14 protein-coding genes are annotated in these 15,813 nt (G+C 69.7%); 11 read left to right on the top strand and 3 right to left on the bottom strand.

Going from position 1 to position 15,813, the window contains the following annotated elements; all coding sequences use genetic code 11:
* Positions 1-60 precede the first annotated feature (60 nt).
* The 8 genes from K206_RS0120450 to K206_RS0120415 all read left to right on the top strand — a co-directional run bounded on the left by K206_RS0120450 (position 61) and on the right by K206_RS0120415 (position 7,000).
* Positions 61-633 carry a GspH/FimT family pseudopilin gene (locus tag K206_RS0120450; protein WP_020204255.1) on the top strand — a complete coding sequence of 191 codons (573 nt, stop codon included), beginning with the start codon at positions 61-63 and terminating at the stop codon, positions 631-633.
* A gap of 77 nt (positions 634-710) precedes the next feature.
* Positions 711-1,829, top strand: a complete 1,119-nt coding sequence (gene ribD, locus K206_RS0120445; RefSeq protein ID WP_029043866.1) for a bifunctional diaminohydroxyphosphoribosylaminopyrimidine deaminase/5-amino-6-(5-phosphoribosylamino)uracil reductase RibD — start codon at positions 711-713, stop codon at positions 1,827-1,829.
* A 145-nt stretch (positions 1,830-1,974) separates the two neighbouring features.
* Positions 1,975-2,598 (top strand): riboflavin synthase, encoded by a 624-nt coding sequence (locus K206_RS0120440; RefSeq protein WP_020204253.1) that lies wholly within the window; start codon positions 1,975-1,977, stop codon positions 2,596-2,598.
* Between the two features lie 126 nt (positions 2,599-2,724).
* The gene (locus K206_RS38835; protein WP_020204252.1) at positions 2,725-3,219 is read left to right on the top strand and encodes a DUF1453 family protein; all 495 of its coding nucleotides are present in this window, start codon (positions 2,725-2,727) and stop codon (positions 3,217-3,219) included.
* A 253-nt stretch (positions 3,220-3,472) separates the two neighbouring features.
* Positions 3,473-4,582: a bifunctional 3,4-dihydroxy-2-butanone-4-phosphate synthase/GTP cyclohydrolase II gene (ribBA, locus tag K206_RS0120430; RefSeq protein WP_020204251.1), complete on the top strand. Its 1,110-nt coding sequence runs from the start codon at positions 3,473-3,475 to the stop codon at positions 4,580-4,582.
* A gap of 82 nt (positions 4,583-4,664) precedes the next feature.
* The gene (gene ribH, locus K206_RS0120425) at positions 4,665-5,168 is read left to right on the top strand and encodes a 6,7-dimethyl-8-ribityllumazine synthase (RefSeq protein ID WP_020204250.1); all 504 of its coding nucleotides are present in this window, start codon (positions 4,665-4,667) and stop codon (positions 5,166-5,168) included.
* The gene (nusB, locus tag K206_RS0120420) at positions 5,161-5,667 is read left to right on the top strand and encodes a transcription antitermination factor NusB (RefSeq protein ID WP_020204249.1); all 507 of its coding nucleotides are present in this window, start codon (positions 5,161-5,163) and stop codon (positions 5,665-5,667) included. Before ribH ends, nusB begins: the two co-directional genes overlap by 8 nt.
* A 151-nt stretch (positions 5,668-5,818) precedes the next feature.
* Positions 5,819-7,000, top strand: a complete 1,182-nt coding sequence (locus tag K206_RS0120415; RefSeq protein ID WP_020204248.1) for a pyridoxal phosphate-dependent aminotransferase — start codon at positions 5,819-5,821, stop codon at positions 6,998-7,000.
* Between the two features lie 317 nt (positions 7,001-7,317).
* Here K206_RS0120415 and K206_RS0120410 read toward each other — a convergent pair whose 3' ends face one another.
* Complete coding sequence (locus K206_RS0120410; RefSeq protein WP_029043865.1) at positions 7,318-8,391, bottom strand: lytic transglycosylase domain-containing protein; 1,074 nt, start codon at positions 8,389-8,391, stop codon at positions 7,318-7,320.
* A gap of 631 nt (positions 8,392-9,022) precedes the next feature.
* Here K206_RS0120410 and ubiD point away from each other — a divergent pair.
* Together ubiD and K206_RS0120400 are read left to right on the top strand one after the other, a co-directional pair.
* Entirely contained in the window at positions 9,023-10,552 is a 1,530-nt protein-coding gene (gene ubiD, locus K206_RS0120405) for a 4-hydroxy-3-polyprenylbenzoate decarboxylase (protein WP_020204246.1), read from the top strand.
* Between the two features lie 116 nt (positions 10,553-10,668).
* Complete coding sequence (locus tag K206_RS0120400) at positions 10,669-12,693, top strand: acetoacetate--CoA ligase (RefSeq protein ID WP_029043864.1); 2,025 nt, start codon at positions 10,669-10,671, stop codon at positions 12,691-12,693.
* A 121-nt stretch (positions 12,694-12,814) separates the two neighbouring features.
* Here K206_RS0120400 and K206_RS0120395 read toward each other — a convergent pair whose 3' ends face one another.
* Positions 12,815-13,468, bottom strand: a complete 654-nt coding sequence (locus tag K206_RS0120395) for a glutathione S-transferase family protein (RefSeq protein ID WP_020204244.1) — start codon at positions 13,466-13,468, stop codon at positions 12,815-12,817.
* Between the two features lie 490 nt (positions 13,469-13,958).
* Here K206_RS0120395 and K206_RS0120390 point away from each other — a divergent pair, with 490 nt between their 5' ends.
* The gene (locus tag K206_RS0120390) at positions 13,959-15,173 is read left to right on the top strand and encodes a polyhydroxyalkanoate depolymerase (protein WP_020204243.1); all 1,215 of its coding nucleotides are present in this window, start codon (positions 13,959-13,961) and stop codon (positions 15,171-15,173) included.
* 69 nt (positions 15,174-15,242) lie between these two features.
* Here K206_RS0120390 and K206_RS0120385 read toward each other — a convergent pair whose 3' ends face one another.
* A complete protein-coding gene (locus K206_RS0120385) occupies positions 15,243-15,665 on the bottom strand; it encodes a cupin domain-containing protein (protein WP_029043863.1) in 423 nt (140 codons plus the stop codon).
* Positions 15,666-15,813 lie beyond the last annotated feature (148 nt).

Raw genomic sequence — 15,813 nt, 5'->3', positions numbered from 1 at the left:
TGGCTCGCGCACCCGCCCCTCGCCGCCGAACCGGTGCCGCTGCCGCCGGCCTGCTGAACAATGGCTCCGCACCGCGTACGCCGGACAGACGGGACAAACCGCGGCGCCACGCTGGCCGAGCTGCTCACCTGCCTCGCCGTGCTGGCCATCCTCGCGGCAGCGGCATGGCCGTCCTGGCAGCGGCTGCTGGCCCGGCAGCAGGTCGAACTGGCGGCGGACCGGCTGGCCGGCTCGCTCGCGCTGGCGCGCGCCACGGCCGTGGCCAGGCGCGAGGACGTGGTCCTGTCGCCGCTGCCGGACAGCCTCGCGCTGGACCGCGGCTGGCGCCTGAGCCTGGCGTCGGCGCGGGCATCGGCGGACGGGCACGCCGGGGATGCCTTCGCCGTGGTGCAGACGCACGGCGCCTGCCTGCGCATCGGGCTGCGCTCCACCGCGCCGGGCAGCCATGCGCTGCGCATGACAGCTGTGGGATACTCTCGTTCGGAGCAAGGCGGTTTTCTCGCCGCCACCTTCACCGTGAGCTGCCGCGGCGAACAACGGCTGCTGAAGCTCGGCGCGCACGGCCGTGTCCGCATGTGCACGCCGGGGCGGGACGCGGACTGCGACGGCCCGCTCCAGGCCGGAGCGCCATGACACCGGAACCCGTCGGCACCCGTTGCCGACCCTCATCCAACGCGCCGCGCGCGCGACCAGAAAGCACACCTAGCCTCATGTTCTCAGATACCGATCACGCAGCCATGGCACAGGCTCTCGCGCTGGCCGCGCGAGGCATGTACACCACCACGCCCAATCCGCGCGTCGGCTGCGTGCTGTCGAAGGACGGCAAGGTCATCGGCCAGGGCTTCACCCAGCCCGCCGGCCAGGACCACGCGGAAATCCAGGCGCTCAAGGACGCCGCCGCGCATGGCCACGATCCCGCGGGCGCGACCGCCTACGTCACGCTCGAGCCGTGCAGCCATTTCGGCCGCACGCCGCCGTGCGCCGATGCGCTGGTGCGCGCCGGCATCGCCTGCGTGGTCGCGGCGATGGAAGACCCGAACCCCGCGGTATCCGGGCGCGGCCTGCAGCGCCTGCGCGAGGCGGGCATCGACGTGCGCTGCGGCCTGCTGGAGAAAGAGGCGCGCGAACTCAATATCGGCTTCGTCTCGCGCATGACGCGCGGCCTGCCGTGGGTGCGCGTCAAGGTGGCGGCCTCGCTCGACGGCGGCACCGCGCTGCACGACGGCACCAGCCAGTGGATCACCGGACAGGCCGCGCGCGACGACGGCCATGCCTGGCGCGCGCGCGCCAGCGCCATCCTCACCGGCATCGGCACGGTGCGCGACGACAACCCGCAACTGAACGTGCGCGCGGTCGAGACGCCGCGCCAGCCGCAGCGCGTGGTGGTGGATTCGCGCCTGGAGATCCCGCTGGACGCGCGCCTGCTGATCCCCGACACGGGCGACTTCGCCAAGCCGGTGCTGGTGTTCTGCGCCTTCGACGACGCCGCCCGCCGGCGCGCGCTGGAAGCGCGCGGCGCCGAAGTGGTGGTGCTGCCCAACCCGCACGGCAAGGTGGAGCTGCGCCGCATGCTGGAGGAACTGGGCCGGCGCGGCATCAACGAGCTGCACGTGGAGGCCGGCTTCAAGCTCAACGGCTCGCTGATCCGCGAGCATTGCGTCGACGAACTATTGGTCTACCTCGCGCCCAAGCTGCTCGGCGACGCGCAGGGCATGTTCAACCTGCCGCCGCTGGCGCGCCTGCAGGACGCGGCCGCCTTCCGCTGGCACGACGTGCGCATGGTCGGCGAAGACCTGCGCCTGCTCGCCCGCCGCATCGACCACGCATAACAGCAGGCGCGGGAGCGGGGCGCGCCGCCGGCGGCGCGCATGGCGGCGGGCGGGAGCGAGGAACGGGAAACGGCGACAACGAAACCGCCGCGCACCTGCTAGCATGCATGTTTTCCCCATCGCCTCTTCCACTCTTCCACCGACCATGTTTACTGGCATTGTCGCGGCCGTCGGCCGCATCGAAACCGTGTCCCCGCTGGCCGCCGGCGAAACCGCCGGGGTGCGCCTGCGGGTGCGCGCCACCGGGCTGGACCTGTCCGACGTCGCCCTCGGCGACAGCATCGCCATCCAGGGCGCCTGCATGACGGTGATCGCGCTCGAAGGCGACACCTTCGACGTCGATGTGTCGCGCGAATCGCTCGGCAAGACCGCCGGCCTGGACCGCCCGGGCCGCGTCAACCTGGAAAAGGCGCTGCGCCTGGCCGACCGCCTCGGCGGCCACCTGGTGTCCGGCCACGTCGACGGCCTCGGCGAAGTCACCCACTTCGCCCCGGTGGGCGAATCCCACGAGCTGCGCATCCGCGCCTCGCGCGAGCTGGGCCGCTACCTGGCCTACAAGGGCTCGGTGGTGGTCAACGGCGTCTCGCTGACGGTCAACAAGGTCAGCGACGACGCGCAGGGCTGCACCTTCTCGATCAACCTGATCCCACACACCATCGAAGTCACCACGCTGCAGGATCTGCAGGCCGGCGCGCGCGTGAACCTGGAGATCGACCTGATCGCGCGGTACGTGGAACGGATGATGAGCGCGCCCAAGGACGCGGCGTAGGCATCCGCCGGCGCCCTCCCCGCCGCGGGAGAGGCGCCATCATTTTCGGCTCATTTTCCCTTTCTACGATGGTTTCCATCGCGGGCGCGCACCGGCTCCCGCACAGACAACCACGAGGAAGAGATCATGACGACCCACCAAATCCTGCTGATCGCCGCGCTGTGCTGCTATGCGGTCTATCGCCAGACCGTGCGCAGCGAGGTGGACGGCAAGTCGCGCTTCAAGCTTGCCGCCATCTACGCCATCGTCGGCTTCGTGGCCGGCGGCATCCATGCGCCGGCGTCGCCGCTGGCCTGGACCCTGCTGCTGGGCGGGCTGGCGATGAGCGCGGCGGTCGGCTACGTGCGCGGACGCCTGACCACGCTGTCGGTCGAGAACGGGGCCGTCTACGCGCAGGGCACGAAGCTGACGATCGCGCTGTTCCTGGGCCTGGTGCTGGTGAAGTTCGCGCTCGGCGCGGCCGCCTACATGGCCGGCGCGGCGGTGGCCCACAGCAGCGGCTTCGGGCAGGTGATGGTGCTGATCGCCGTCATGGTCGCCTTCCAGGCCGAGATCGTCTGGCAACGGGCGAAGGCGCTGCTGGGCATGCATGCCGGCGTGCCGGCCGCGCAAGGCGCCTGAGCCTGCCCGCCGGCCGGCGGCGGCCGGAAATCGCCACCGCGCGCCCCGAGGGGCGCGCTTGACGTACAATATCGGGCCAGACCGCCGCCGCGGCCAGCCGGTTTTCCTTGCGCGCGCCAGTTCCGGGCCCGCCCCGGGGCCAGCCGGGTCCGGTCCGGGCGGCGCCGGCCGGACGACGCCGGCCTTCCCCGCCCCGAATACCAAGAGCGCTCCGCACTCCGCCCCAACCTCAGCCTGCCGCAGCCCGTACCTCATGACAATCGCCCGTACCGAAGACATCATTGCCGAAATCCGTGCCGGCCGCATGGTCATCCTGGTCGATGAGGAAGACCGCGAGAACGAAGGCGATCTGGTCCTGGCAGCCGATTTCGTCACCCCGGAAGCCATCAACTTCATGGCGAAGTACGGGCGCGGCCTGATCTGCCTGACGCTGACCGCCGAGCGCTGCCGCCAGCTGGACCTGCAGCCGATGGTCAGCCGCAACGGCACGGTGCACGGCACCAACTTCACGGTGTCGATCGAGGCGGCCGAGGGCGTGACCACCGGCATCTCCGCGGCGGACCGCGCGCGCACCGTGCAAGCCGCGGTCGCCAGGGACGCCCGCCCGGCCGACCTGGTCCAGCCCGGCCACATCTTCCCGCTCACGGCGCAGCCCGGCGGCGTGCTGATCCGCGCCGGCCACACCGAGGCCGGCTGCGACCTGGGCACGCTGGCCGGCCTGACCCCGGCCGCCGTGATCTGCGAGATCATGAAGGACGACGGCACGATGGCGCGCCTGCCCGACCTGATCGAGTTCGCGCGCGAGCACGACATCAAGATCGGCACCATTGCCGACCTGATCCACTACCGCAGCCGCACCGAGAGCATCATCGAGCGCGCCGGCGAGCGCAGCATGCAGACGCCCTACGGCACCTTCCACAGCATCATCTACCGCGACAAGCCGAGCGGCCGCGCCCACCTGGCCCTGGTCAAGGGCACGCCGCGCCCGGACCGCGAGACGCTGGTGCGCGTGCACGAGCCGCTGTCCACGCTGGACCTGCTGGAAGTGTCGCGCACCACGCATTCGTGGAGCGTGCCCGCCGCGCTCGAGGCCATCGCCGAGGCCGAGCACGGCGTGATGGTGCTGCTGAACTGCGGCGACTGCTCGACGCAGCTGTTCGCGCAGTTCTCGGCGCTCGACGCGCCGCAGGACCGCTCGCGCCACAAGCCGGACCTGCGCACCTACGGCACCGGCGCGCAGATCCTCAAGGATGTCGGCGTGGGCAAGATGCGCGTGCTGGCTTCGCCGCTGAAGATGCCGAGCATGACCGGCTACGACCTGGAAGTGACCGGCTACCAGCCCATGCGCGGCCAGGCAGACTGATACACCGACCCCGAACACCGCATACCGGCGGCCGCGCCTTTCCCGATCGTGCCGGCCGCGAACCGAACCCAGGAGAATACAGATGGATCACGGTTTCTACCCCAGCAACCTCGAAGGCGAAGGCCTGCGTATCGGCATCGTGCAGGCCCGCTTCAACGAGCCGGTCTGCGACGAGCTGCGCGAAGCCTGCGTCGCCGAGCTGGAAAAGCTGGGCATCGAAGGCGAAGACACCCTCGTGGTGACGGTGCCCGGCGCGCTGGAAGTGCCGCTGGCGCTGCAGAAGATGGCCGAAAGCGGCCAGTTCGACGCGCTGATCGCGCTCGGCGCCGTGGTGCGCGGCGAGACCTACCACTTCGAACTGGTTTCGAACGAATCGGGCGCCGGCATCACCCGCGTGGGCCTGGACTTCAACGTGCCCATCGCCAACGGCATCCTGACCGTCGACACCGACGCCCAGGCGCATGCCCGCACCCGCGAGAAGGGCCGCGACTGCGCCCGCGCCGCGGTGGAAATGGCCAACCTGGTCGCGGCGCTGGATTCGCTGCGCAGCCAGGAAGAGGACGAAGACGAGGACGACGATGAGTGACGCGCCCGAGAGCAGCAACCCGGCAGGCAAGCCCGCGGCCCCGGCAGGCAAGTCCGAGCCCAAGGCGGCGCCCAAGAGCGCGCGCCGCCGCTCGCGCGAGCTCGCGCTGCAGGGCCTGTACCAGTGGCTGCTGAACCGCAACGACACCGGCGCCATCCAGGCCCACCTGCATGACGCGCAGGGCTTCAACAAGGCCGACCGCGAGCACTTCGACGCGCTGCTCAACGGCGCGATCCGCGAGGAAAGCACGCTGACCGGCGTGTTCGCGCCGTTCCTGGACCGCCCGGTGGACGAGCTGTCGCCGGTCGAGCGCGCCGCGCTGCTGATCGGCAGCTACGAGCTGGTGCACTGCATCGACATCCCGTACAAGGTCGTCATCAACGAAGCCGTGGAACTGACCAAGACCTTCGGCGGCGTGGAAGGCTACAAATACGTCAACGGCGTGCTGGACAAGCTGGCCGCCCAGGTGCGCGCGCCCGAACTGGCCGCGCGACGCTGAGCCCGGCAGCCGGCGCCGCCCGCGCGGCGCCCCTGCCACGACGACACCCGCTCCAGGCGGGTGTTTTCACTTTCGCCGGCGGCCCCGATCGACCAACGGGCCGGCCAGGCTTCATTCCCCCAGGCTTCATCCCCTTACTCCGCTACCCGCCATGAACCCGCAGCGCCTCGCCACCGCCTCCCGCCTCGCCCACATCGACGCCTTCCACGTGATGGAACTGGCTAAACAGGCCGCCGAACTGGAGCGGGCCGGGCGCCACATCATCCACATGGGCATCGGCGAGCCCGACTTCACCGCGGCCGAGCCCGTGGTCAGGGCGGCGGAGGCGGCCATGCGCCGCGGCGTCACCCAGTACACCGGCGCGCTCGGCATCATGCCGCTGCGCGAGGCCATCGCCGCCCACTACAAGAGCGCCTACGGGATCGACGTGCCGGCGCGCCGCGTGATCGTCACCGCCGGCGCCTCGGGCGCGCTGCTGCTGGCCTGCGCGGTGCTGGTGGAGATCGGCGCCGAGGTGCTGATGCCGGACCCCAGCTATCCGTGCAACCGCCATTTCGTGGCGGCCTTCGACGGCCGCGCGAAGATGATCCCGAGCGGCCCGGCCGAGCGCTTCCAGCTCACCGCCGAGCAGGTCGAGGCCAACTGGCACGCGCACACCCGCGGCGTGCTGCTGGCGTCGCCCTCGAACCCGACCGGCACCTCGATCCTGCCGGACGAGCTCGCGCGCATCCTCGCCGCCGTGCGCGCGCGCCGCGGCTTCGCCATCGTCGACGAGATCTACCAGGGCCTGTCGTACGACGCGCCGCCGGTGTCGGCGCTGAGCCTGGACGACGACGTGGTCACGGTCAACAGCTTCTCCAAGTACTTCAACATGACGGGATGGCGCCTGGGCTGGCTGGTGGTGCCCGACGCGCTGGTGGACGCGTTCGAGAAGGTCGCGCAGAACCTGTTCATCTGCGCCTCGGCGGTGGCCCAGCATGCCGCGCTGGCCTGCTTCACGCCCGAGGCGCTGGCCATCTACGACGAGCGCAAGGCGGAATTCCGCCGCCGCCGCGACGCCATCGTGCCGGCGCTGGAGTCGCTCGGCCTGCACGTGCCGGTCAAGCCGGACGGCGCCTTCTACGTGTATGCCGACTGCCGCGGCGTCAACCATCGCGCCGCCGGCGATTCCGACAGCCTGACCCAGGCCATGCTGCACGAGGCCGGCGTGGTCATGGTGCCGGGCCAGGACTTCGGCCCGTACACGGCCAGCGATTACATCCGCATCTCCTACGCGACCTCGATGGCGAACATCGAGGAAGCGATGGCGCGGCTGCGGAAGTTCTTCGCCTGAGCCCGGCAGCGCGGCAAGCAGAAAGCACCCGCGCCCCCAGGAAGCCGCTCTGGAGCGCCTGGGGCAGCGCCTGATCCTCGCGCGGAAGCTGCGGGAAATCACACAGCAGCAACTAGGCCGGCCTCTCGGACCAGCCTCTCGGGCAAGACGGATCGGCAATACAAGAAAAGCCCCGCGAAGGCAGCTTCGCGGGGCTTTTTTGACTTCTCGACCCTCCTGGGGCTTTCAACGCCTTTTGCTGACGGCCAGCCCCTCGGGGGTACTTTTCCCTGTTGCGCGGCAAGCCGCGCGGCCCGCGGCCTCGGGCACTCGGACGATCAGGCGCTCTTCGGCACGTTGCCGGCCGCTTCCAGCTTGTCGCCGTTGCCCTGGTGATGCACGGCCTGGGCCTGCGACTTGGCATTGGCGTCGGCCTCCGCCTCGGGCTTGGCCGCGACCGGCTCCGGTGCGCTGTGCACGCCCGGAAGCTGGCGCAGGCGGGCCCGCTCGGCCAGCACCTTGGCGCCGTAGCCGCCGTCGGTGTTGCTGGACGCGCCCACGTAGAACTTCAGGCCGCCTTCGAGCGAGCCGGCGCGGGCGATGCAGTCCTTGAGCACCAGCGCGCCGATCTTGATGTTGGCATACGGGTTGAGCGCGGCTGCCACGCCGCCCACGGCCTCGTACTTGTCCTGGTGGACCTTGGTCATGACCTGCATCAGGCCCTGCGCGCCGACGCCGCTCTCGGCGTACGGGTTGAAGCTGGACTCGATGGCGATCACGCCCAGGATCAGCAGCGGATCGATGCCGACCTCGCGCCCGGTCAGGTACGCGGCCTTCACCAGTTGCGCGGTGGCCTGCGCCGCCACGCGGTACTTGCGGGCAATGTAGTCCGCCACCACGGCCTGCTCGCGCGCGCTGCCGAGCGTGGTCGGGTTGCGGGCGTCGAGCGCCACGCGCTGCGCCGGAATCTGCGCGGCCAGGTGGGCCACGGAGGGCACCTTGCCGGCCGGCTGGTTCCAGTCGTCGGTGCCGGACACCGTCGGCAGGCCCGGCGCCTTGGCCAGCACCGGAGCCGGTGCCAGGCCGAGCTTGGCCGCGGCCACGTCGGCCGAGGCAGCGGGCACCGCGGCTTCCATGAGCACCGCCGGCGCTTCGTCCCCGGCCAGCGCGCCGGCCAGGGCCGTGCGCCATTCCTGGCTGACCGCCAGCGAGACCGCCGCGACCACCGACACCACCCCGAGACTGTTCAGGGCATATTTCACTGTGGCGCGGCCGCCCCGGAAGGCGCGACCCGCCACCCGGTGTGCGAGACGGACTTGCAATGCCCGACTCACCCCGGGAACCGGTTGTCTGAAGCGGACCTGCAATGCCCGTCCGACACCGGGAAGATGAAGGGTTTTCCAACCACTCATACTTACCTCCATCCGCCGTTCGCATCGTGCCGCGCCGAAACGCCTCACGCCGATGACCGCGTACTCAAGTAAGGATGCTGCACTGCCTAGCAAAGGCTGCCAGCACCTGTTGGTGGGCGCTCCCCATGCGCCCAACGAGAAACAGGGTAGGCTCTTGGGGGAGCCTGCCCTGCCGCGAACTACTCAATGCACCCGGCCAGCGCCGGGACAATCGATCGGGACCCGCCCTTGCTCAGGCGAATCCGCTTAGTGATCAGAGATGGATGTTTTTTTGCCAGCCCCTTGACAGGGAGGAAAAAAATGTGCTGCGACGCAACACTCCAACGAGCAGAACCGGATTGTAGGAACGCTTTTATACATCGTCAAGAATAACGATGTCAAAAGTCATAGCTTGTAGTTATATGTAACAATGTCCTTTACGCCGCTTCCGCCTCCCCCGAATTCGGCGAAAGTCAGTACTGGTAAAGCATCGGAGCAGTCTCCCCCAGCGCCGGCGCGGGAAAAAAATTTACAATTTGATGATGTAAATCAGGGCGATTTTTTTTCGCCACGCCATGCGGATGTGCACGAAGATCCGCATTCATTGCCGGCGCGGACATTTTGCCGCGTCCAGGCACCAACAGAATTCACTATGAAATACAACGACTTGCGCGATTTCATCGGCCAGCTTGAAGGCCTCGGCGAACTGAAGCGGATCGGCGTGCCGGTGTCGCCCAACCTCGAAATGACCGAGATCTGCGACAGGCTGTTGCGGGCGGAAGGACCCGCCGTCGTGTTCGAAAGACCGAGCGATCCGCAGCGTCCTGGACAGACTTATAGCGTGCCCGTGCTGGCCAATCTGTTCGGCACGACACGCAGGGTTGCGCTGGGCATGGGCGCCGAAAGCCTGGCCGACCTGCGCGACATCGGCCGCGTGCTGTCCGCGCTCAAGGAGCCCGAGCCGCCGCGCGGCCTGCGCGAAGCGGGCAAGCTGTTCACGCTGGCCAAGTCGGTGTGGGACATGGCGCCCAGGCGCGTGAACAGCCCCGCCTGCCAGGAAGTGGTGTGGGAAGGCAACGACGTCGATCTCGCGCGCCTGCCGATCCAGACCTGCTGGCCGGAGGACGCCGCGCCGCTGATCACCTGGGGGCTGGTGGTCACCAAGGGCCCGCACAAGAAGCGCCAGAACCTGGGCATCTACCGCCAGCAGGTCATCAGCCGCAACCAGGTCATCATGCGCTGGCTCGCGCATCGCGGCGGCGCGCTGGATTTCCGCGAGCACGCGCTGGCCAGCCCGGGCAAGCCGTTCCCGATCGCCGTGGCGCTGGGCGCCGACCCGGCCACCATCCTCGGCGCCGTGACGCCGGTGCCGGACACGCTGTCCGAATACCAGTTCGCCGGCCTGCTGCGCGGCAGCCGCACCGCGCTGGCCGGCTGCCTCACGCCCACGCTGTCCGAGCTGAGCGTGCCGGCCTCGGCCGAGATCGTGCTCGAAGGCCATATCCAGCCCGACCCCGGCCACCCGAGCGGCTACCAGCACGCGCTGGAAGGCCCCTACGGCGACCACACCGGCTATTACAACGAGCAGGACTGGTTCCCGGTCTTCACCATCGACCGCATCACCATGCGGCGCGACCCGATCTACCACTCCACCTATACCGGCAAGCCGCCCGACGAGCCGGCCATCCTCGGCGTGGCGCTCAACGAGGTGTTCGTGCCGCTGCTGCAGAAGCAGTTCCCCGAGATCACCGACTTCTACCTGCCGCCCGAGGGCTGCAGCTACCGCATGGCGGTGGTGCGCATGAAGAAGCAGTACGCCGGCCACGCCAAGCGCGTGATGTTCGGCGTGTGGAGCTTCCTGCGGCAGTTCATGTACACCAAGTTCATCGTGGTGGTGGACGACGACGTGGACGTGCGCGACTGGAAGGAAGTGATCTGGGCCATCACCACGCGCGTGGACCCGTCGCGCGATACCGTGCTGGTGGACAACACGCCCATCGACTACCTGGACTTCGCCTCGCCGGTCTCGGGCCTGGGCTCCAAGATGGGCATCGACGCCACCGACAAGTGGCCCGGCGAGACCACGCGCGAATGGGGCCGTCCGATCCGCATGGACGACGCCGTGAAGGCGCGCGTCGACGGCTTGTGGGACTCGCTGTTCGCGCAGCGCGCCAGCGCCTAGGCCGCGCCATGTAATAAGATCACGCCAAGCCGCACGCGGCGGCCACGCTGCCGCGCGGCAACATGAAAACCAGGCCATCCGCACGTCCGCGCCAGACGGAACCGAGGAGGAGACACATGACCACCCTTGAGGAAGGGAAACTGATGTGGACGCCGTCGCCGGCGTTCCGCGACGGCAGCCGCATCGCCGATTTCATGCGCTGGCTGGCGCGCGAGCGCGGCCTCGCCTTCGACGGCTACGGCGCCCTGTGGCAATGGTCGGTAACCGACCTGGAAGCCTTCTGGGACGCCATCCGCGCGTATTTCGACCTGCGCTTCGACACCGAACCGGCGCGTGTGCTGGCCGATCCCGCCATGCCCGGCGCGCGCTGGTTCGAAGGCGCCAGCCTGAACTATGTGCAGCAGGTGTTCCGCCACGCCGGCAGCGGCGCCGCGCGCCAGCGCGCGGCCATCCGCTTCGCCGGCGAGGCGGTCGGCGTGAGCGAGCTGAGCTGGGACGCGCTCGAAGCGCAGGTCGCCTCGCTGGCCCACGCGCTGCGGCAGATGGGCGTGGCGCGCGGCGACCGCGTGGCCGGCTACCTGCCCAACATCCCGGCCACCGTGGTGGCTTTCCTCGCCACCGCCAGCCTCGGCGCGATCTGGTCGGGCTGCGCGCCGGACATGGGCCAGGTCGCGGTGATCGACCGCTTCCGCCAGATCGAGCCCAAGGTGCTGGTCGCCGTGGACGGCTACCAGTACGGCGGCAGGCACCACGACCGCACCCCGGTGCTGGCCGACCTCGCCGCCGCCCTGCCCTCGCTGACCGACGTGGTGCTGGTGCCGTCCGGCCACGCGGACGCTGCCGCCCCGCCCCTGCCGCCGGGCGTGCGCCGCCACGCGTGGCGGGACGTGCTGGCGCACCGCGCGGCGCTGGCCATCGAGCCGGTGCCGTTCGACCACCCGCTGTGGATCGTCTATTCCTCGGGCACCACCGGCATGCCCAAGCCCATCGTGCACGGCCACGGCGGCATCGTCGTCGAGCAGGTCAAGCTCATGGCCTTCCACAACGACCTGGGCCCGGACGACGTGTTCCACTGGTACAGCAGCAGCGGCTGGATCATGTGGAACGCGCAGGTGGCCGGGCTGCTGCTCGGCACTACCATCGCGCTCTACGACGGCAACCCGGCCTACCCGGATGCCGGCGTGCTGTGGCGCTTCGTGGAGGCCGCCGGCATCACCGCCTTCGGCGCGGGCGCGGCCTTCTTCACCGCGTGCATGAAAGCCGGCATCGAGCCCGCGCGCGTGGCGGACCTGTCGCGCCTGCGCGCGCTCGGCTCGACCGGCTCGCCGCTGCCGGCCGAGGCCTACGACTGGATCTACCGCCACGTGCGCGCCGACATCTGGCTCGCGCCGATGAGCGGCGGCACCGATTTCGCCGGCTCCTTCGTGGCCGGCTGCCCGATCCTGCCGGTCTACTCCGGCGAGATGCAATGCCGCTGCCTCGGCGCGCGCGTGGAAGCGTTCGACGACGCGGGCCGCGCGCTGACCGGCGCGGTCGGCGAGCTGGTCTGCACCGCGCCGATGCCGTCGATGCCGCTGTTCCTGTGGGGCGACGCCGACGGCAGGCGCTACCGCGACAGCTATTTCGACACCTACCCCGGCGTGTGGCGCCACGGCGACTGGATCAAGATCACCGCGCACGGCGGCGCCATCATCTACGGCCGCTCGGACGCCACCATCAACCGCCACGGCATCCGCATGGGCACCAGCGAGCTGTACCGCGTGGTGGAAGACCTGCCGGAAGTGCTCGACAGCATGGTGGTGGACCTCGAATACCTGGGCCGCGAGTCCTACATGCCGCTGTTCGTGGTGCTGCGCGAAGGGCTGGCGCTGGACGAGCCGCTGCGCGAGGCCATGCGCGCGCGCATCCGCGCCGCGCTGTCGTCGCGCCACGTGCCGAACGAGATCCTGCAGGTGCCGGGCGTGCCGCGCACGCTGTCGGGCAAGAAGATGGAAGTGCCGGTCAAGAAGCTGCTGCTGGGCCACGCGCCGGACCAGATCGCCAACCGCGACGCCATGATGAACCCGGACACGCTCGACTGGTATTTCGCCTACGCCGTGGGCTTCCTGGCCGCGCGCGCCGGCGCATCCGCGGCGGCCTGACGGGGAGCGCGCCGAACGCCGCGCGCAGGAAGCGCGAAGGGGACCGGCTGCGGCAGCGCCCGCCGCGCCCGGTCCCCTGCGTTTTCGCTTCGTCTTCGCTTCCGAGCGCGCCGCGGCGCGCTCAGAATTCCACTTCGAGCTCGCTGATCTCGTCCGGCTCCTTGCGCGCCTCGGCGATCCATTCCTGCAGCTCGGGCATGGCGAGGATCTGCTTGCAGTACGCCACCGGCTGCGGGTCGAGCTCCACGCCGTAGGTCAGGAAGCGCGTCACCACCGGCGCGTACATCGCGTCGGCCATGCTGCGCTGGCCGAACAGGAACGGGCCGCCGTAGCGGGTCAGGCATTCGCTCCAGATCTGCACGATGCGGTCGATGTCCGCCTGCGCGCGCGACCACACCTTGAAGCCGGGGAAATGCCCCTTCAGGTTCATCGGCAGCGCCGCGCGCAGGGCGGCGAAGCCGGAGTGCATCTCGCCGCAGATGGCGCGGCAATGCGCGCGCGCGGCGCGGTCGTCGGGCAGCAGGCCGGCCTTGGGGCTGATCTCGTTGAGATACTCGCCGATGGCGAGCGTGTCCCACACCGTCACGCCCTGGTGGAACAGGCGCGGCACGAGGATCGACGGCGACAACAGCAGGATCTCCGCGCGCGCCGCGGCGTCGTCGGGCGGCACCAGCACTTCCTCGAAGTCGAGTCCCGCAAAACGCGCCAGCAGCCACCCGCGCAGGGACCACGACGAATAAGTCTTGCTGCTGATGGTCAGTGTCGTCTTCGCCATCACGTCTCCTTGCCATCTCGATGAGTCGTTGGAACGGCGGGCCGGCGACGCGCTCGCGGCGCGAACGATGCCCGGCATGCCGCCGCTGCTTCTTCGCTGCTTCTTTCGCTGCGTTCCCCGCTGCCCGCATCATTCCCGCCGCGGGTTTTCCCGCTGTCATGTCGTGCTATGTGCCGCATGCCGCGGCTCCTACCATGATGTTGTACTACATGGCGGGCGTGGCATCGCGGCCGGCGCGGCACGGGAAAACGCGCCGCGGACAAGCGGCAGATGGTCCGCACCGGCGCGGTGCGGCTTGCGGCACCAGCATGAAGCCGCGCCGGCGCGGCAGCCCTTCGTGCCACTTGCCGCACGCGGCGCTGGCGCCGCATTCGAACCAGAACCGGTCGCCCGTCTCCCCACGATGGCAGGCCCGCAAGCCTCATGCCAACAGAACGCCGTGGCACACATATTGCGGCGTATGAAGCCAACGCATAAAAGGGGGGCGGCCATGCTGTATCAGGTGTACCAGACTTATGCGGACCTCATGCAGCCAGCCTGCAGCGTGGCCGACATGATGGCGGTGGCAATGGCCGCCAACCCGCGCCTGGCCGCATGCGAGCCCATGCGCGCCACGCGCGCCGCGTGCGAGGTGCTGGCGCTGAGCCGGCTCACCCATCACCGCCCGGCCTTCGGCATCGACAGCATCACCGTCGACGGCACGCCGATGCAGGTGACGGAAGAAGTGGCGGCGCGCACGCCGTTCTGCACGCTGCTGCGCTTTCGCAAGCACGGCGCCGGCCAGCAGCCGCGCGTGCTGCTGGTCGCGCCGATGTCGGGCCACTTCGCCACGCTGCTGCGCGGCACCGTGCAGACCATGCTGCGCGACCACGACGTGTACATCACCGACTGGCACAACCCGCGCGACATCTCCCTCATGCACGGCCGCTTCGGCTTCGACGAATTCGTCCAGCACCTGATCGACTTCCTGCATGTGCTCGGCGGCGGCACGCACCTGATGGCGGTGTGCCAGCCCACCGTGGCCGCGCTCGCCGCCGTCGCGCTGATGGCGGAGGACGACGACCCGGCCCAGCCGCCCAGCCTGATCCTGATGGCCGGCCCGATCGACGCGCGCATCAACCCGACCAAGGTCAACGAGCTTGCCACCAGCCAGTCCATCGAGTGGTTCGAGCGCACGCTCACCAGCCACGTGCCGCTGCGCTTTGCCGGCGCCATGCGGCACGTCTATCCGGGCTTCGTGCAACTGACCGCCTTCATGAGCATGAACAGCGAGCGCCACCAGCAGGCCTTCCGCGACCTCTACGACCTGCGCGCCAACGGCGAGCACCAGCGCGCCGACGCCATCCAGACCTTCTACGAGGAATACTTCGCCACGATGGACCTCAGCGCCGAGTTCTACCTGGAGACGGTCAGCATGGTGTTCCAGCGCTTCCTGCTGGCGCAGGGCCTGCTCGACGTGGCCGGGCGCCGCGTGGACGCGCGCGCGATCCGACGCACCGCGCTGCTCACGGTGGAAGGCGAGCGCGACGACATCTGCGCGATCGGCCAGACCATGGCCGCGCAGGACCTGTGCGCAAGCCTGCGCCCCTACATGCGCATGCACCACGTGCAGACCGGCGTCGGCCACTACGGCGTGTTCAACGGCAAGCGCTGGGATGCGCAGGTCTATCCGATCGTGCGCAACACCGTGCACATGACTTCGTAGGCGGGACTGGGCGGCGGTGGCCCCGGGATTTTTCTCCGGGGCTGCCGCGGCGGCCAGGCAATCAGGCGGTCAGGCCGCGTCGCGGTCGGCCGGCCACGGCGTCACCGCCGGCACCGCGCACGGCCCCTCGACCTCGACCGTGGCGAAATCGGCCGGCCCGACGATCTCCAGGTATTCCATGTCGGGCGAATAGTCGAACAGGTAATGCGTGATGCCGGGGCGCTGGTGCACGCAGTCGCCGGCGGCGACCAGCGTCTCCTTGTCCTCGTACATGAAGCGCGCCCAGCCCTTGAGCATCAGCACCACGTGGAACTCGGCCTCGTGCCGGTGCCAGCCGGTGCCCTGCTCGGGCGGCTGGTTGGCCTTGACCAGCTGCGCCAGCACCTTGCCGCCGGTGGCCTCGGCCACGCCCAGGTCGCGGTAGAGGAAGAAGTCGCGCAGGCCCTGGTCGACGAACGCCGTGTCGTGCGGGCGCACGTGGGAAAACTGCATGGGGGGAAGATCCGCGGCGGGCGCGCCGGCGGGTTCGCTGCTGGACTTGCTGTTGGACTCGGCCATGACAAGCTCCTTTCGCTGGTGGGGAAATGCGCTGCGATGCAACGCAACATCCGCGCCAGCGGGCCACGGCGCGCAAGGCGCG

It is taken from the genome of Cupriavidus sp. WS, from assembly GCF_000395345.1.
In the GTDB taxonomy this organism is placed as follows: Bacteria; Pseudomonadota; Gammaproteobacteria; order Burkholderiales; family Burkholderiaceae; genus Cupriavidus; species Cupriavidus basilensis_B.
Note: the sequence above shows the minus strand (reverse complement) of the source record. Positions and strands in the feature narration are given on the sequence as shown.